We start from the raw sequence: 17,531 nt of genomic DNA, 5'->3' as shown, positions 1-17,531 counted from the left end.
GGGCCATTCACCGGCTTCGGCGGTTAAAGTACCTTAAATATTGGTCATACTGATCGCCGAAAGGATGAGGACACTCATGAAAAAATATTATTGGGGGTTCGCGCTGGCGCTGATCGTGTCGCTGCTCGGGGCGTCTGCCGCCAGCGCGCATGTCACAGTGCAGCCGGCGCAAGCCGTGCAGGGAGCATACGAGAAATTCACGGTGCGGGTACCGTCGGAGAGCAAAGATAGCGCCACGGTCAAGGTTGAGGTGAAATTCCAGACCGACTCGGTCAGCATCTCCCGCTTCGAGCCGAAACCGGGCTGGTCCTACGAGATCGTGAAAGATGCGGACGGTAAGGCAACCGGAGTCATATGGACGGCGGAAGGCGAAGGCATCGGTCCGACGGAATTCGTCGAGTTCTATATGCAGGGCAAGGTAGCGGATACGGCGACGGCTATCACGTGGAAAGCTTACCAGACGTACGCGGACGGCAGCGTCGTGGAATGGGTCGGCGCGGACGGCTCGGACTATCCGGCTTCCGTGACGAAGGTTGCTCCGAAGCCGGCGGGCGCGGCAACCGACAGCCATGGGCATACGACCGCTCCGGCTGGCGAAGGAGAAGGGAAGCCGGCTGCCGCGGCGCCGGCAGGCGGGTCGCAGACCCCTCTGTATTTGTCGATCGCCGCACTGGTGCTCGGCGCGCTGTCGCTGGTGATCTCGCTCGCGCGGGGACGCGCATCGCGCTGATTAGCGTAAGCGGGAGGTTAGTGGATATCGCTGCAAAAAGGGTTGGCAGACGCCTGCGCGTACTGTCCAGCCCTTTTTTAAATATAATGCATTTTCGGAGATGGGGAGAACGGAAGCAGGCTGCAGTTGCCGGCCTGTGAAGGAAGCCATGGAACAATCGTTTGCAGCTGCTGCTTTGCAAAGGAGGCCACGATAGAATGCCATGACCTGCGGCTCGCTTCTGGATCGCTGCCAAGGCGAAAGGTGTCGGGTGGCGCCCTTCCAGGCTAAAGCATATGGTATAACAGCACAGTTCGTTCGGCCGCCGGCCGGGCGGGCTACGCTGTTTTGGTGCGGAAAGGCGGTGTTGCGAATTCCTGGGGAATTGCCTGTGAGGCAGCTATGGATGGACGGAGAGGCGCTGCGCCAGCTGGAGAAGGACGTATGGAGCGAGCGGTACGTGCCTGCCGCGGTGATTGCCGGAAACCGGCGATATGCGGCGAAGGTGAGATACCGCGGCGGCCATACACGCGAATATCCGAAGCGTTCCTACGAAGTGATTCGGGCAGGGAAAACGTACCATTATAACGCCGAATACGACGATCCGTCCATGCTCCGAAACGCGCTGTCGTTTCATTTTTTTCGGGCGATCGGCGTTCCCGCGCCGCGGGCCCGCCATTGTCTGCTGACGCTGAACGGCAGAAGTCTGGGCGTCTACTTGGAGATCGAGGGAGTGAAGCGGGCCTTTTTCCGCAGGCGGGGCATCCCCGTCCGAGCTCTCTTTTACGCGGTCAACAACTTGGCCAATTTCGGGCTGCGGGATTCCGATACGCAGAACAAGAAAGCATCTTTGGACGCGGGCTACACGCAAATCATAGGGAGCGATCGGGACAGGAGGCGGCTGACGATGTTTATTCGCCGCCTGAACCGCCGGGGCGATCCTGCCGCAGAAGCTTATTTGCGCCAAAAAGTCGATATCGACAACTATTTGCGCTGGCTCGCCGGCGCAGTGCTGACTGGCAATTTCGACGGCTTCGAGCAAAATTACGCATTGTACTTGCATGCGGCGAAACGCAAATACCGGATCATCCCTTGGGATTATGAAGGAACATGGGGCCGCAATTGCTACGGCAGAGCGTGCGGCAGCGATCTCGTCAGCGTGCGAGGCTACAATAAGCTGACCGACAAGCTGCTGTCGTATCGCCGGGTGCGCCGCAGCTACAAGCGGCTGCTCAGGCGGTTTTTGCGCAAGCAGTTCACCTTGCAGGAGCTCGGTCCCGTCATCGACCGGCTTTATCTGCAAATACGCCCGCATATTTATTTCGACTCTTCCCGCAAATGGTCCGTTCGGGAATTCGACGCCGAGCCGCAATTTATTCGCCGTTATATCGAGGAGCGGCGAGCGCTTGTGCTGCGGGAGCTCCGCAGGTTATAGGGCGAGCTCGGGCATCGGCCAGACCTAAGTCTTTAGGGGCTTGTTCAGCCCCTTCCTTCGTGATAGCATGGTTGTAAAAAACGAAGGTAGGTCTCATATCGATGGCTTCGAACGTTTGGAAAGAATTTAAGGAATTTGCAATAAAAGGCAACATGATTGATCTTGCCGTAGGGGTCATCATCGGCGGAGCCTTCGGCAAAGTCGTGACTTCCATCGTCAACGATGTGGTGATGCCGCCGATCGGATTGCTGCTGGGGCAGGTGGACTTCCAGGATTTGTTCATCAGCCTCAACGGCCAGCACTACGATACGTTGGAACAGGCCAAACAAGCCAGCGCTCCGACGCTGAATTATGGCCTGTTCATCAGCACGCTGCTGGACTTTTTTATCGTCTCCTTCGTCATTTTTATCGCCGTGAAACAGATGAACCGGCTGCGCAGAGAGAAGAAGGAGGAGCAGCCTGATCCGAAGGCCGGTCTTAAGGAATGTGCCGAATGCTTGTCCGAGATTCCGGAGAAGGCGAAGCGCTGCAAGTACTGCACAGCCGAACAGCCTGACGCCGCTGCCCAAGCCGGTGTCTGAACGCAATGTATGCCGCGGGAACGAACGATTGTTCCGGCGGCATTTTTTGTACGTTTACAGAGAAGAAGGGCGAAGCTGTCGATACCGCCGGGGAGAGCAGCCCATTTTTTGAATAAGGCCTATACGTACCGCACCATTGCTTGAGCCCTTTCATAAACTGAATTTGACTGTATCCCTAAACCTTGTAATGAAACTAAACCCGGGCAAGGAGGGGTGACACTTTGAAGGGCAGCGAACATAAAAGCAAATTTTTGCTGACCAATCGCGAACGCGAGGTATTCGAGCTTTTGGTCCAAGACAAAACTACGAAAGACATCGCGCAGCAGTTGTTTATCAGCGAAAAAACGGTGCGTAACCATATCTCGAACGTCATGTGTTTTGAAATGCATGACGTCAAAAGGGCTGATGCACCTGCGATTTATCCGCAATTGACGTACTTAATTTGGCAACCCTGTACAGATCGTGGTACTAACCTGTCAGGATTTTGTTATAATAAGAGTAATCGGTTTTAACGAACGGAGGGAATCTCTCATGAAATGGTCCCAAGTCAGAAGCCATTATCCGTCCCAGTGGGTGCTGGTTGAAGCGATTGAAGCTTCAACAAAAGATCATAAACGGGTCATTGAGCAAATGTCCGTAGTAGATACGTTTGGAGACGACAGCAAAGAAGCAATGAAAAAGTATTTGAAGTTGCATAGGGAGAACAAGGAACGCGAACTTTACGTCGTTAATACTTCCCGCGATCAATTGGATGTTGAAGTGACAACGTGGACAGGAGTACGTGCGGCCCCATGAAGTTCGAAGTAAAATATGGTCTGCCTTTTGTAGAGGTTATTTTCACTCATCGAGGCATTGAGAAACGGGTTTCCAACGTGCTGATCGATACCGGTTCTGCGGCGACACTACTTTCCGCTGAGGTCGCGCTTGACTTGGGACTGGAGCCTGAGTCCACGGATGTGATCCGTACGATGTACGGTATTGGCGGAGCGGAATTTGTTTATGAAAAAATCATTGATTGCTTGCAGGTGGATGCTGCTGCTGCCAGGCATTTTACGATACAGATCGGTGCAATGGATTACGGGATGAGCATGAACGGCATTCTTGGAACAGACTTTTTGCTTTCAGTCGGAATGATCATCAATATGCGGAAGCAGGAATTATATGTCATCCGGTCATAATCTTTTCGGTGGGAGTAGGGAAAGCAAGATGAAACAAGGTCGTTTTGTTGCCTCCGGGGATTATGACGCTTTGATCGAGCTGGCTCTGATCATGAAAGACAAGCAATAGTTTGAGGAGCTTGTCAAAAAGAAGCAAAAGCTGCGGCAATTGGAGGAGGAAGTTCGTAACGATCTTGGATTCGTCGAATAGGTGGGATGAACAGGCTTCAGGCAAGCCTGTTTTTTATTTGCGGGGGAAACAATTGAAAATTTCAACCAGAATGTTCTTAGCCATCCGGATTTCTTTCAAGTCCCTTCCTTGTAGGAGAGTATGAATCTCATTAAGTAAGGTTTTGCTTTCGTTCAATTCCGACATTTGCAGCGACTCGTCGAACTCGAATAATTATTTGGTTTCAATACCCAAAGCTTGGGCAATCTTTTCAATATTCTCAAGGGAAATGTTTCGTTCCCCGCGTTCAACGCCTCCGATGTATGAAAAACGAAATCCGCATATTTCTCCAAGCTGTTCCTGTGAAAGTCCCTTCATTTTTCGGTATTCCCGAATTTTTGATCCCACTTGAAACATTGAGTGTGTAACGGCTCGCTTGTTTGAAATTTATGGTTCGCGGCTCGGCAGGAATGGATTTGCGACTTGGATGGAACTTGCCGTTTTCGGAGAAGAGGGATCACGAATGAGACAATCAACAATTTTTTAACGCGCACCTTAAAAATTTCAAAGGAAAAGTGTTATGTTACGATGCTAGGCAAATTTCGCCTAAGGCAATTTTCACTGTCAAACCCGCCCATCTCATATGCCAAGCTATGACAGGAATATAATCTAAAAAGTCATTCGGGAGGGGAACCCATGCGAAATCGGCGGATTCCGTTTCAAATTCAATATCAATACGGTTCGGGCGACCTTTACGAGATCGTGAATGATATGGCCAGAGATACGGTGATGAAAAACGGTTATCCTAACGCAATCCATCTACGGGCAAAAAAAATGCCCAAACTCGTACAAGTCGTATCATAGCCGAACAAGGGTCGTTTGATGAACAGTCAAACGGCTCTTTTCATCTGCATCATTGGGGGAGGCGAAAAAGTTGTCACAGAAGTATAAACCAGTCGCTGCTATTTATGTGCGGGTCAGTACGACAAAAGAAAGTCAGAAAGACAGTCCGGAACATCAAGAGGGGATATGCAGGGAAAAAGCACGGTTAATGGGACTGGAAGTTCTGGACGATTGGGTTTATGAGGACCGCGACAGCGGCACCAGTATCATTGAGCGTCCGGCGATTCAAAAACTGTTGGAAGATGCGCAAGCGGGACGATTTCAAGCGGTCATATTCGCCTCTTTATCCAGATTTTCCCGCGATTTGGTCGACTCAATGGCATTAAAAAGAATGCTGGTAGATTCGTTGAAAATCCGGCTTATTTCTATAGATGAGAACTATGACTCCGGCATTGACCAGGATGAATTCAAATTTCAGATTTTTTCGGCGGTCAATCAGAAGCAAAGTGAAATGATTAGTTTAAGCTCGCGCCGCGGCATTAGGCAGTCAGCCATGAAAGGGAATTTTACCGGGAGCATCCCCCCGTATGGGTATAAGAAAGCTGTTATCAACGGGAGAAAAACGCTTGTTCCTGATGAAAATGAAAGCAAAATTGTCCGAGAAATATTTGAATTGTATACAGCTCACAAGCTTGGAGAAAAAGCCATTGTTAAAGTGCTAAACGAACGATTCATTCCATCGCCCAAGGGCGGTGTGTGGGGCATTACCACAATTCAGCGCATCTTGCAAAATGAAGCGTATACCGGCGTCAATGTTTTCAGCAAGTACGAAACGATCAAAGTTCACAGTTTGACTGATTTGCACGACCGGAGAAAAAAGCTTGTTCAGCGCAACAAGACAGACTGGGAACGTTCCGCAATTGGTCAGACACATGAAGCCATTATTGAGCCCGAAGTATTTCGTGCAGCACAAGAAATCCGATTGAAACGAGGCGGCGGCAGGCGCGGCGGAATTCGCAACCGCAAAAATATATTTGCAGGGCTGATATTCTGCGAGCACTGCGGCGCATCAATGGTAAGCATGAAGTCAAAATCTTCCCGTTCTCGATCGAATGGTAAGGAGTATCGTTATCTGATCTGTTCAAGACGAAGAAGGCAAGGAGATGCCGGCTGTCAAAACGATTACTGGCTGCCCTATGAAGAATTTAGGGATACGTTGTTGGCAGACCTTTCCGAACAGTTATCCGCCATTACTTCGGTTGATGAATTGTTTGAGAAGCATCAAGGGTTGATACAAAGCGACCGTCATGACCATGAAAAGGAAATCGCTGAATTAAACGCAAAAATAAAGCGCTACCGGGAAGCGATCTTCTCCCTTCGCAAAGACTTAGTGGATGGCCGGATTGATCAGGAGCAAATGGAATATGAAAAACAGCAGTTCGAAAAGGAAATTCGGCAATTGGAGCAGCGACTTGTAGAGAAACGGGAGAACCAGCAGAAAAGAGAAAACATTTTTCGCCTGTATCAGGAAGTCAGGGAGGCATTGGACGATCTGCTTGAATTGAATTATGACGACGATGAGGATTTTGACGAATTGCATCTTATCTTGAGGAAGTTGGTGGAGAGAATTACTGTATCGAGGGAGGGAGAAGTAGTCATAAGAACTACATATAGAATGAAAATAACGACTGACCAATTACAGGAAGTTTGAAAGGCTTGATGAGTTTGAAGTGTTATTAGAGCAGGAACTGAGTTGCCTGCGTCTTTTTCAATAGTATATCGTGATGTATTGATGGGTAGAAATCAGTGATATCAATTTTAATAAAGTGATCGTATTTGCCAGAATTAATAGAAAATTTGAGTTCATCAATGATTGTTTGGATGATTTTCTGATTAGTTTCTTTTTCGAAAACCTTTATTAAGAAGTCATTTAATAACCTCAATGTAATTTTATCTCTTATTGTAGGGATTGAAATTTGTCGTGGTGGGCGAGCGGCTCCTTTAGATATAAGTTTTTCCTTATAAGGTATATATTTGTAAGTTCCGTTAAGTGCTTTGGTAGAGATGACCCTAATGTAATCATCAATTCTGCTCTCAAATGAAAGTCGATTAATTCTATCTATCCCTGGGGAACATTTGTTCTTAATTTTATTGAGATAGCATTCTTTTACTGATTTTTCACAAAAGAGTCGATTGAATATAGGTTTAAGTGAACTAACATCGATTTTTAACAGTTCCCCTTCGTTGTATATAATTAAGAAGTATCTGTGCTATGAAGTCATATTTATTCAGCCGTTCTTCTGCTTTGATTCGAGCCTTCCGTGTTCGATAGATTTTGTTAAGTAGTACATCTAATCTTTCTGAGACAGTAAATTCGCTCATTTAGATAATCACCCAAAAGATCAATGTGAAAAGAAAGCCCTCAAATAAGGTTACGATTATTACCTAGGTATACACCTAGGTCAGGAGTAGGGATAGTATCCCTGTTGATTAGTCATATTCCCGAATGGGAATCTCTTGTATAACAAGATGGGGGCTTCCATGTATAATAATGTCATAAATTGTCCTTCCGGTAAACCACCATTGCCAGAAATTTTGTCATGGAAAGTATTTCAAAACACATGACGAACGTCATGCAAAAATTAAATGTCAAGGGGCGTTCGCAAGCGGTCGTCGAGCTGATCAAGCTCGGTGAGCTTTACATTTGAGGTCATTTGAATGTTCCGAACAAAAGCCTTCTGTTTACGCTTCCTCCTGGCGGGAACGTAAGCGGAGGGCTTTTTGGTTTGGGGGCAAGGCGTACTGAGCTGCGTTAAAGCGGGACCGCGGCGATTGGAGTGTAAACAACGAACAGGAGAGCAATCATGGACTCGAAAAAGGCGGCGTATTGGCTCATCCGCGCCCATTATGCCCTCCGGCGTCCGTTTACAAACCGCCGATTGCAACGAAAATGACGACCTAAGTCCGTTAGACGACTCTTACGGTGTTTTTGGCTCGATCTGCTGGCTTATCTTCCGGTAAGGCACCTTCATATGCACAAGCAGGCCGACGAGCACCAGCACGAAGAGCGAGCCGAGCGCCAGCCGGCTGGCGAGATTGCCCCAATCGGCAAGCGCCCACGTGATCGAGCCGTACAGCAAGGGGCCGACGATGGAGGAAACTTTACCGGAGAAGGCGAACAGGCCGAAAAATTGCCCCCGCTTGCCTTCGGGCGACAGTTCCACGATCATCGTGCGCGATGTCACCCACATCGCGCCCATCGCCACGCCGTACAGGCTGCCGGCGGCCCAAAACATCGGTCCTCCTCGGGCGATGGAAGCGAGCAGGATGGACAGCATCATGACGGCGGCGACGATGCCGACCGACGTTTTGGCTCCGGTTGCGCGGGTCACGTAGCCGAAAGCGAACGAGCCGACGATGCTGGAGACGGTCGATACGAGATAGAGCAGGATGAATTGGCCCGTCGAGAAGCCCATAACGCCTGTCGCGTAGACGCCCATCACGGCGATCGCCGTAGCCACCGCGTCATTGAAGAAAAAATAAGCGATCATGAACAGAAAGATCGGCCGATAAGCGCGCGCTTCGCGGAACGTGTCGGCAATTTCGGCATAACCGCTGAAGAAGGAGCGCCTCCCGCTGCCGCCTGTTCTCGCCCCTGCTGCAGGATGAGCCGGGAGAGGGTCCCGGTACAACAAAAACAGCGGCAGCGCAAAGACGAGGAACATCAGGGCGCTCGGAATGAACGTATGGTGGAAGCCGCCGCCACTTACGAGCGGATAGACGATGAGCCCCGCCAGCGTGCCGATGTAGCCGACCGCCACGCCGAAGCCGGAGATGACAGACAAGCTCCGCCCTTTGCCGATATCGGAAATCATGGCATCGTAGAACACGAGCCCGGAATTGTAGGCGAACTTGGCGACCATGAACAAGAGCAGCACGGCAGCCAGCGAAGCGGGCAAGCCGGCGATCGTCAGATCGGTCTGCCAATAGGCGGCGGCTCCCATCAGCAGTGTGGAGATAATGCAGGCGAGCGTGAACGGCACGAGAAATGCTTTTTTTCGTCCCGTCCGGTCGACCCAAACGCCGTACAGCGGCGAGAGGAGCACGAGCAACAGGCTCGCCGCCGCATTCGTATACGTCACAAAGGTGCTGGCGATCTGATTCGTCGTCTCGCTGCCGCCGACCTGCGCCTGCAAATACAGCGGGAAAAAGATCGTGACCAGATTGGACGAGAAGATCGTGTTGGCAAAATCGTACAACGCCCATGACAGCACAGGCATCGATAAAAGCATGGCCCAGTCTCGGCGTGAAGACGAATTCGGCGAGGCTGGCGAAGACGTTCGCGACATGGCAGGCACCGGTCCTTTTTTCGTAGGGATGTTATCATAGTCCAATTCTGCACAGCTGGCGAAAATTCCTGTCGGAGCACGGGGATATCAAATTTTTTAAATGAAAAATGATTGAAAAAGTCAAAAAAATGATTTAATATTTCATTATTATGAGGAGAGGGGTAAAGTGTATGTCAAATTACGGACAACAGACTTATCCTGAAATTACGGCGCAGCCGGAGGCGCTGCAGGCGGCGCTGCGGCAGCTGGAACGGCAGCAGGACTGGGTTCGCCGCTATATCGGCAACCAGGCTTTCGACGAAGTGGTGTTCATCGGCTCGGGTTCGTCCTATTACCAGGCGATCGCGATGGCGGCGACATATCGCCGCTGGACCAGGCGCAGCGCCGCAGCGTTGCCGTCCTCCGAGCTGCTGCTGTTCAGGGACAGCCACGTTGCCGCCGGCCGCCAGGTGCTCGTCGTCGGCGTATCACGCTCCGGCGAGTCGTCGGAAGTCGTGCTGGCGCTCGATGCCGTGAAGGATACGCCGGGCTATACGGTTGCCGGCATTACCTGCCATGAGGACAGCACGATGGCGAAGAAGGCGGACTGTCTCCTCTCACCGCTCGGCAAGGAGCAAAGCACGGTGATGACCAAATCGTTCAGCAGCATGACCTTCATGATGCAGGCCGCCATTGCGCAAGCTGCCGGGAATGATACAATAGTAGAAGAATTGAAGCAGGTCGCGGAGCTGGACGAAGCGGTCGTGCCGAAGGCCGACGCCTTCGCGAAGCAGCTCGTTGCAAACGGCGCATTCAACAAATATATTTATTTGGGCATGGGCGCATACCAGGGCCTTGCCCAGGAAGCGATGCTGAAAATCAAGGAAATGTCCTATGTATGGACGGAAAGCTATGGCACGCTCGAGTTTCGGCACGGGCCGAAAGCGATCGTCGATCCGGGGACGCTCGTCTGTCTGCTTGTCTCCGAGCGAGCCCGGTCGTACGAGCTGAAGGTGGCGGAGGAGATGAAGGGCTACGGCGCCTTTGTCGTGCTTCTGACGGCCCGGGCGGGGGACGATACGGCGTTCGCCGATGCGGTATTCGAGGTCGGCGGGGAGGCGCTGAGCGACGAGGCGCGCGGCGTGCTGTACATGCCGGCGGTGCAATATCTCGGCTTATATACGGCGCTGAAGCGGGACGTGGACCCGGATCAGCCGCGCAATTTGACCCAGGTGGTCATTATTTAACTGCAGAGGATAAGGAAAGGTGAATGAGGATGAGCGAACGGGGGCCGAACAAGGGCGACAAGCGGCGGGAGCGCATTATGACCATGCTGAAAAGGCAGGGGAAAATTACGATACAGGAGATTATCGACGCTCTGCACTGCTCGGAGGCGACCGCCCGCCGGGACCTCGATTCGCTTGCCAGGCAAGGAAGCTTGATCCGGACGATCGGCGGCGCGCAGCTGGACCATTTGCCGGCAAGCCGGGAAATTCCGTTCCATGAGAAGAAGCAGCTGCTGCTGTTGGAGAAGGAAGCGATCGCCGCCAAGGCGGCAGCGATGGTGAAGCCTGGCGACGTCGTCGGGCTGACGGGAGGGACGACGACGTATTTGATCGCCAAGGCGCTCAAGGAGCTGCGCGGCATTACGGTCGTCACCAATGCGGTCAACATTGCTATGGAGCTGGCCGACTGCGACGGGATTCAGCTGGTGCTGACAGGCGGCGTGATGCGTCAGAACAGCTACGAGCTGTGCGGACCGTTGGCGGAGAAGGTCGTCGAGGGGCTGAACATCGGCATCATGTTCGCCGGCGTGGACGGGGTGACGGCCGAACAGGGGCTAACGACATATTCGGAGCAGGAGGCCGTCATCGCGCGGCTGATGCTGAAGCGGTCGGTATCTTCTTACGCGGTGTTCGACCATACGAAGGTAGGCAGAGCTTCCTTGTTCAGCTTCGCTGGATTGGATGCCGTCAGCGGTTGCGTCACGGACCGGCAGCCAGAGGGCGAGGTCGGACGTTATTTGGAGGAACGGGGCATCCCTGTCTATGTGGCGGAGACCGCCGCGGTCCCGTAATCGGCCGGGGGCATAGCATCGGTCGTCATATGCGGTGCCAGAAAATTCGGCCAGAGGGACGTTGCCGAATTTTCTGGATAACGTATAACGCCCATGCCGCTGGCGCAGCACCATCAGATGATGGGCTGCGGGCCAGGGGCTATTTTCAAGATAGACGCCTATGACGAGCGATTCCTTTCGTCATCGGTCGTCACCTTCGGTGTTGAAAAATTCGCCGGAGGGTTCCGTCCAATTTTTCAAGATAGACGGCCTATGACGAGCGATTCCTTTCGTCATTGGTCGTCACCTTCGGTGTTGAAAATTCGGCTTGTAGGCTAAGCTGATTTTTCAAGATAGGTTGGGGAGGACAGCGACAAATGGCTCATTATTTGGGGATCGATATCGGCGGGACGAATATCGTCTGCGGCGCGGTGGACGAAGCGGGCCGGCTTATCGGCATGCGCAAGCTGGCCACCGAAGCGGACCGCGGCAGCGCTGACGTCGTCAGCCGCATCGCCGCTGCGGCAGAGCAGCTGAGGCGGGAGACGCTCGGCGAAGGCCGCTGGACGGCCGTCGGTATCGGCGTGCCCGGCTTTGTCGACCATGAGCGGGGCGTCGTCGAGCTGGCGGTGAACCTCGGCTGGCGAGGTTTCCCGCTGGCGGAGGAGCTTGCCGGCCGCATCGGGGCGCCCGTCTATATCAATAACGACGTGCGCATGTATGTGTACGGCGAAGCGATGGCGGGCGCGGGAAAGGACGTCAGCCACGTCTACGGCATCACGCTGGGGACCGGCATGGCCGGCGCGCTTGTGCAGGAAGGGGAGCTGTTCTACGGCGGCGGCGGGATCGCCGGGGAGATCGGCCATATTCCTGTGCCGGGCATATCGTTTCGCTGCAACTGCGGCCTCACCGGCTGCCTGGAAACCGTCGCCTCCGCGAACGGCCTCGTGCGGCAGGCGCGGCAGGCGATGGAACAGGGGAGGCAGACGGTGTTGGCCGATTGGTTCCCGGGGGAAGAAGCAGGCAGGCTGACGGCCGCCGACGTCACCCGGGCATGGGATGCCGGCGATGCCTTGGCCCATGAGATTATGGATCGCACCGGCCGGGCGCTGGCCTTAGGGCTGACCGCCGCGATCACGCTGTACAGTCCGCAAATGCTGGTGATCGGCGGCGGCGCCGCCCGGGCGGGAGAGCGGCTGTTGGCGCCGATGCGCGAAGAGCTGCAGCGGCGGCTGCTGCCCGCATATTGGAACCAGCTTGGCATCCGGACCGCGGCGCTGCTGGAAGAAGCAGGCGTCGTCGGCAGCGCCATCTACGCCAAGCGAAGCGCAGAGCGAAGCTAGCTGGCGGCCGAAAGCGATGCTTGTCATTTACTCGGAAGGGAGCACCAAACATGCCACTCGTATCCTCGACTCCGATGCTGCAGGCGGCCCGCGCGGGCGGTTACGGCATCGGAGCGTTCAACGTGCATACACTGGAGATGCTGCAGGCGGTAGTGGAAGCGGCGGAGGAGACGAACTCGCCGCTTATTTTGCAGACGACGGTCGGCACCGTCAAGCATCTCGGCGAAGACTATATCGCGGCCGCCGCCCGGGCGGCGGCGAGCCGTTCGCGGGTGCCGATCGCCCTGCACCTGGACCATTGCACCGATTTTGAACTGATCATAAGATGCATTCGGGCGGGGTACACCTCCGTCATGATCGACGCTTCCATGCATCCGTTCGACGACAATGTCCGGCGGACCCGCAAGGTCGCGGAGATTGCGGCGGCGGCCGGCGTCAATGTGGAAGCCGAGCTCGGCAAAGTCGGCGGCGTGGAGGACGACATCGTCGTGGCCGAGCATGAGGCGCTGATGGCCGATCCGGACGAATGCGCGCGGTTCGTCGAGCTGACCGGCGTGCCGACGCTGGCGCCGGCCATCGGCACGGCGCACGGCATCTACAAGGGCGAGCCGCGCATCGATTTCGAGCGGATCGCGGCGATCGCCGCCCGGGTCGCAGTGCCGCTCGTGCTTCACGGCGGCTCCGGCATTCCGGAAGCGCAGGTGAAGCGCTGCGTCTCCCTCGGCATGGCCAAAATGAACATCGCGACCGAGATCCGCATCATTTTCTCCGATGCGATCAAGCGCGTGTTTGCGGAGCATCCGGACGAGAACGATCCGCGCAAATACATGGTACCGGCCAAGCAGGCGGTAAAAGCGGCAGCCATCGGCAAGATGGCGATGCTCGGCTGCATCGGCCGGGCGCCCGAGCTGAGATGAGGGCGGCGGATGATCACGACGGTCACCTTGAACGCGGCGGTCGACAAAACCTACTTCGTCTCGCGCTTTGAGAAGGGCATGACGACGCGGGTCGAGCGGGCGATCGCCGTCGCCGGAGGCAAAGGCATCAATGTAGCGCGGGTGCTGCATCTGCTCGGCGAGCCGGTAACCGTTACCGGCCTGGCCGGAGGCGCCAGCGGCCGGTTGATCGCCGTCGACCTGGACAGGCTCGGCATTCGCCACGACATGCAGCCGGTCGCGGGAGAATCGCGCAGCTGCCTGAACGTGATCGAGGAAAGCACGGGCGTATCGACCGAACTGCTGGAGCCGGGGCCGCAGGTCGCCGCAGCGGAATACGCTGCGTTTTGCGAACGGCTCGTTCGGCTGGCGCGGCGCTCCAGGCTCGTCTGCTTCAGCGGCAGCTTGCCCGCCGGCTTGCCGAAGTTGGCCTATGCCGAGCTGATTCGTCTCGCCCGCGGCGAAGGGGCGGACGTCTTCCTTGATGCGAGCGGCGCTGCTCTCCGCTTCGGTATCGAAGCCGGGCCGGATATGATCAAGCCGAACGAGGCAGAAGCATCCGCTTTGGCCGGCGGATCTTGCCGGACGGGGGAAGAGCGGCTGCAGCTGCTAAATCGCCTGGCGGCGCGCGGCATTCGCTGCGCGGTGCTGTCGCTCGGCGCGCAGGGGGCGATCGCCAGCGTTGATGGCACGCTGTACCGCGTGAAGCCGCCGCCCCTTCAGGCGGTCAACGCCGTCGGCTCCGGCGACGCCTTCGTCGCCGGCTTGGCCGCCGCCTGGGTGCGCGGTCTGCCGCCCCAGGAGTCGCTCCGGCACGCCGCGGCGGCGGGCGGGGCCAATGCGCTTCATCCGCAGGCGGGGTTCGTCCGCCGCGAAGATGTCGATGCGCTCTTGCAGCAGATCGACGTCGCAGCATTATAACCATATGGTCACGCCTGCCAAACGCGCCCTGGGCTGTCGCCAGACGGCCGCAAGGCGCGTTTTTGTCTAACTTCGGATTAAAGCGAAGTGCGACTTTCTGTACCAAGAAAAACAACCGCTAAACCGCGGTCGCTCACCTTGAATGGACTTCGATAGACGTTTTTCTTATGCGATAGGTGGTTCCCCAATAATTAGCAGCCGCCGCGGCGGTTAAAAGGATGCCTGCTGTAAAATAATGTTGTTGTCCAGGCGGATGTGTAATTTTGAACGAGGAAGGTGAACACGATGCCCGAATGGTTGGAGGTAGCTTTACGAACCTTGTTCGCTGTCGTCGTTCTTTTAGCGCTGACGAGACTGCTTGGCAAACGGCAGGTATCCCAATTATCCTTATTCGAATACATTACCGGCATCACGATCGGCAGCCTTGCCGCCTACATTTCCTTGGACCTTGAGGCCAACTGGTATCTCGGGCTCGTCTCGCTGGTCGTCTGGGTGCTGGTATCGTACGGATTCGAGGTGCTTCAGCTGAAAAGCAAGCTCGCCCGGGATCTCGTCGACAGCAAGGCGCGGGTCATTATCAAGGACGGCAAAATTCTCGAAGACAATATGAAGAAGGAACGGCTGACCACCGACGAGCTGCTGGAGCAACTGCGCAGAAAGAACGTGTTCCGCGCCGCCGACGTCGAATTCGCCGTTCTGGAGACGAGCGGCGAGCTGAGCGTGCTTCTTAAAAAGGAGCATCAGCCGCTGACTCCTCACCATCTAGGGGTCAAGGTCGGGCCGGAGCAGGAGCCGCAAACTGTGATCATGGACGCCAAAATGATGGACGAGCCGCTGGCCACGATGGGGTTAAGCCGCGAATGGCTTCATACGGAACTGGAAAAGCTGGGCATCCCGCTGGAAAACGTGTTTTTGGGTCAAGTCGATGCTTACGGCCAGCTCTACGTCGATTTGTACGACGATCAGCTGCAGGTGCCTTTGCCTCAGCAAAAGGCAAAGCTGCTGGCCCAGCTCAAAAAATGCGAAGCTGACCTGGAAATGTTCGGCCTGTCGACGGACGACGAGGGGGCCAAATTTATGTACGAGCGCTGCTCCGAGCAGATGCAGCGAGTGATCGACGAGGTGAAACCTTTGTTAATCCGCTGAAAAACGTAAAAATTGCCGCCCGCGCGAAGGGCGGTGTTTTTTATACCGCTTTAACCGCGGTCGCTCATCCTTGAAAGGGCATCGATAGACGGCGAATCGAACCGAAAAAGCCGGAGGCTTTGTTGAGCCTCCGGCTTGCCGCGGATCAGCGTTTTTCGTCCTGGACGGTTATCGGGCTTCCGGGAAGACGCGCTGAATCATTTCGTTCAGTTGGCTAACGAATCCGGAGACCGGCTGCCCTTGCTGCACAGCGGCAACATAGGAGTTGACGCGGCTGACGAAATCCGGGTTCGTCGTGACGTAGACGTTCAGCACGTCGGGCTTGGCTGCGCGTACCTGCTGCGCAATCTGGTTCTCCAACTCGCGAGACAGCTGTCCCTGCTCATCCTGCACGACAGCAGCGACGTAAGCATTGCGATTAGTGATCAGCACATTCGCCTGCTTCACGTTGTTCAACCGGGTGATATTTTTGGACGCTTGATCGGCGATTTCGATCCGGTTATCCATTTGGGCTTGAGCGCCTCCGGCATGATCCTGCATTGCCCCGGCGTGCTGCCCTTGCTGCTGCACGGCGCTTTGCTGCTGCGCAGTGCCGCCTTGATTCGCTCCATTATTATTGCCGCCGTTCATGCAGCCTGTCGTCATCAGCAAGGCCGCCGCGCTTAAAGCGACGCCCGCTTTAAGCAAACGTTGATTCATCTCATTCGACCTCCCTTTTCGGATTTGCTGGTAGTATGCCCTGAACGAGCGGAAACTTGCGCAATATGATCGATTTTCCACGGCTCGGCAAGCGAATTTCTTGTTAATGTGAACGTAAGCGTTAGCCGCTGCTCCTTTTCGCCGGCGCGCAGCATGGAGACGTGCACGGGAATTTCCGCCGCGAGCGAATCGGCGAAGTCGGCCGCGGTCGATTCCTTCGTTTGGCGCATGCCGCCGATCTTCGGCAGCTCGGCTAAATAAGCGGCAAACTGAGGGTGAGCGTCATGCGGGAAAAGCATTCTCAGCAGTTCGGCATCCTGCAGATTGAGAGCCATGACGAACAGCTCGGCGATTTGAGTAGGCGACGCCTGCCGAATGTATTCCTCTAATTGCCCGCCCGCCTTGCGGATCATCGTCTGATGCTCGGGATCGATATGGCCTGATCCATGCGTTGTGCTGCCCAGAAAATGGATGCAAAAGTGGCCGGAAAAATTGTTGTTCGGAATGCCGTCGCCGCCGTGCGGCATCCCGTGCATCGAGGCGGCCAGCACCTGGCTTTCGGTGCGGACAAGAATCGCCTTGCGCTTCCAGCTCCAGTCGCCCCCGTAAATCCGCTTCATGACGGCTGTATCTTCCTTCGTCAACGGCTGCGCGTCGGCATGGCTCGAGCCGGCTCTGCGCTGGGCGCGAAACTTAAGGCCCGTGACCGGATCGACGATGGTGAGCACAGACTTGCGGGGGATCAGCTTCTCCGCTTCGCTCCAGGGAACGATCCGTCCGTAATGCGCTTGGCGCAAAGCGCCGACAAGCCGGCTCAGCTCGTCCCGAGCAGAGCTTGGCAGCACCTGCATCTCCCCGCGGCTGCCATCGTAGAGTCTTCCGCGGCCGTCCACCCAATAACGGGCAACTGTCTTCCCCTCGATCGTTAGCGTTGCGTCCGTAAACGGAATGCCCGGGACCCTCATTCGCCGTCCTTCCTTGCGAAGCGCCCGGCTCAAGCTGTCCGAACGGATTTCCAGCTCCGAGCGGAAGGAGGCTTCGGGAGCGGACTGCACCGTCAGCACGATACGTTCCGTCTGCGGCGACGCGGCGGCGTGCGGCTTGGGCGGAACGAGCAGCAAGGCCCACAAGGACATTCCGCCGATCGCCAGCAGCATTGTTTTTCTCATTCGTTTACTCCTCGTTTCATATGGACGCCGATGACGCAGC

17 protein-coding genes and 1 pseudogene are annotated in these 17,531 nt (G+C 55.2%); 14 read left to right on the top strand and 4 right to left on the bottom strand.

All coding sequences use genetic code 11. From position 1 onward, the window contains the following. Positions 1-76 precede the first annotated feature (76 nt). From F591_RS0101555 to F591_RS0101530, 6 genes are all read left to right on the top strand, one after another. Positions 77-730: a YcnI family copper-binding membrane protein gene (locus F591_RS0101555; protein WP_019532822.1), complete on the top strand. Its 654-nt coding sequence runs from the start codon at positions 77-79 to the stop codon at positions 728-730. Between the two features lie 385 nt (positions 731-1,115). Then, positions 1,116-2,144, top strand: coding sequence for a CotH kinase family protein (locus F591_RS0101550; RefSeq protein WP_019532821.1), 1,029 nt, complete (start codon positions 1,116-1,118; stop codon positions 2,142-2,144). 101 nt (positions 2,145-2,245) lie between these two features. Continuing rightward, positions 2,246-2,725 carry a large conductance mechanosensitive channel protein MscL gene (gene mscL / locus F591_RS0101545; RefSeq protein ID WP_019532820.1) on the top strand — a complete coding sequence of 160 codons (480 nt, stop codon included), beginning with the start codon at positions 2,246-2,248 and terminating at the stop codon, positions 2,723-2,725. A 221-nt stretch (positions 2,726-2,946) separates the two neighbouring features. Next, on the top strand, positions 2,947-3,237 hold the full coding sequence (locus F591_RS32545) for a helix-turn-helix domain-containing protein (protein ID WP_019532818.1): 291 nt from the start codon (positions 2,947-2,949) through the stop codon (positions 3,235-3,237). A gap of 19 nt (positions 3,238-3,256) precedes the next feature. Beyond that, the gene (locus F591_RS0101535; protein ID WP_019532817.1) at positions 3,257-3,520 is read left to right on the top strand and encodes a hypothetical protein; all 264 of its coding nucleotides are present in this window, start codon (positions 3,257-3,259) and stop codon (positions 3,518-3,520) included. Further along, positions 3,517-3,903: a retropepsin-like aspartic protease gene (locus F591_RS0101530; protein WP_019532816.1), complete on the top strand. Its 387-nt coding sequence runs from the start codon at positions 3,517-3,519 to the stop codon at positions 3,901-3,903. The genes F591_RS0101535 and F591_RS0101530 overlap by 4 nt, the downstream gene beginning before the upstream one ends. A gap of 382 nt (positions 3,904-4,285) precedes the next feature. On the opposite strand, the gene F591_RS31160 is transcribed toward F591_RS0101530, so the two are convergent. Beyond that, on the bottom strand, positions 4,286-4,429 hold the full coding sequence (locus F591_RS31160) for a helix-turn-helix domain-containing protein (RefSeq protein WP_425414336.1): 144 nt from the start codon (positions 4,427-4,429) through the stop codon (positions 4,286-4,288). A gap of 556 nt (positions 4,430-4,985) precedes the next feature. Here F591_RS31160 and F591_RS0101515 point away from each other — a divergent pair. Further along, entirely contained in the window at positions 4,986-6,605 is a 1,620-nt protein-coding gene (locus F591_RS0101515) for a recombinase family protein (protein ID WP_019532814.1), read from the top strand. Between the two features lie 883 nt (positions 6,606-7,488). Next, positions 7,489-7,602, top strand: a pseudogene (locus F591_RS29885) (LuxR C-terminal-related transcriptional regulator); the annotation flags it as partial. Between the two features lie 270 nt (positions 7,603-7,872). Here the strand turns inward: F591_RS29885 and F591_RS0101495 are convergent. Further along, complete coding sequence (locus F591_RS0101495; RefSeq protein WP_019532812.1) at positions 7,873-9,186, bottom strand: MFS transporter; 1,314 nt, start codon at positions 9,184-9,186, stop codon at positions 7,873-7,875. 227 nt (positions 9,187-9,413) lie between these two features. Here F591_RS0101495 and F591_RS0101490 point away from each other — a divergent pair, with 227 nt between their 5' ends. The 6 genes from F591_RS0101490 to F591_RS0101465 all read left to right on the top strand — a co-directional run bounded on the left by F591_RS0101490 (position 9,414) and on the right by F591_RS0101465 (position 15,623). After that, positions 9,414-10,469, top strand: a complete 1,056-nt coding sequence (locus tag F591_RS0101490) for an SIS domain-containing protein (RefSeq protein WP_019532811.1) — start codon at positions 9,414-9,416, stop codon at positions 10,467-10,469. 29 nt (positions 10,470-10,498) lie between these two features. After that, positions 10,499-11,299, top strand: a complete 801-nt coding sequence (locus F591_RS0101485; RefSeq protein WP_019532810.1) for a DeoR/GlpR family DNA-binding transcription regulator — start codon at positions 10,499-10,501, stop codon at positions 11,297-11,299. A 356-nt stretch (positions 11,300-11,655) separates the two neighbouring features. Further along, on the top strand, positions 11,656-12,621 hold the full coding sequence (locus F591_RS0101480; RefSeq protein WP_019532809.1) for an ROK family protein: 966 nt from the start codon (positions 11,656-11,658) through the stop codon (positions 12,619-12,621). Between the two features lie 50 nt (positions 12,622-12,671). Further along, positions 12,672-13,538, top strand: coding sequence for a class II fructose-bisphosphate aldolase (locus F591_RS0101475; protein ID WP_026326304.1), 867 nt, complete (start codon positions 12,672-12,674; stop codon positions 13,536-13,538). A gap of 9 nt (positions 13,539-13,547) precedes the next feature. Beyond that, positions 13,548-14,477, top strand: a complete 930-nt coding sequence (locus tag F591_RS0101470; protein WP_019532807.1) for a 1-phosphofructokinase family hexose kinase — start codon at positions 13,548-13,550, stop codon at positions 14,475-14,477. Between the two features lie 285 nt (positions 14,478-14,762). Then, entirely contained in the window at positions 14,763-15,623 is an 861-nt protein-coding gene (locus tag F591_RS0101465) for a DUF421 domain-containing protein (RefSeq protein WP_019532806.1), read from the top strand. Between the two features lie 168 nt (positions 15,624-15,791). Here the strand turns inward: F591_RS0101465 and F591_RS29360 are convergent, their stop codons facing one another. Beyond that, positions 15,792-16,322, bottom strand: coding sequence for a YhcN/YlaJ family sporulation lipoprotein (locus tag F591_RS29360; RefSeq protein WP_019532805.1), 531 nt, complete (start codon positions 16,320-16,322; stop codon positions 15,792-15,794). After that, positions 16,319-17,491 carry a hypothetical protein gene (locus F591_RS27120; protein WP_019532804.1) on the bottom strand — a complete coding sequence of 391 codons (1,173 nt, stop codon included), beginning with the start codon at positions 17,489-17,491 and terminating at the stop codon, positions 16,319-16,321. Before F591_RS27120 ends, F591_RS29360 begins: the two co-directional genes overlap by 4 nt. Positions 17,492-17,531: the final 40 nt, after the last annotated feature.

Source organism: Paenibacillus ginsengihumi DSM 21568, from assembly GCF_000380965.1.
GTDB classification, from domain to species: domain Bacteria; phylum Bacillota; class Bacilli; order Paenibacillales; family NBRC-103111; genus Paenibacillus_G; species Paenibacillus_G ginsengihumi.
This window is presented reverse-complemented; position numbering and strand designations above follow the sequence as displayed.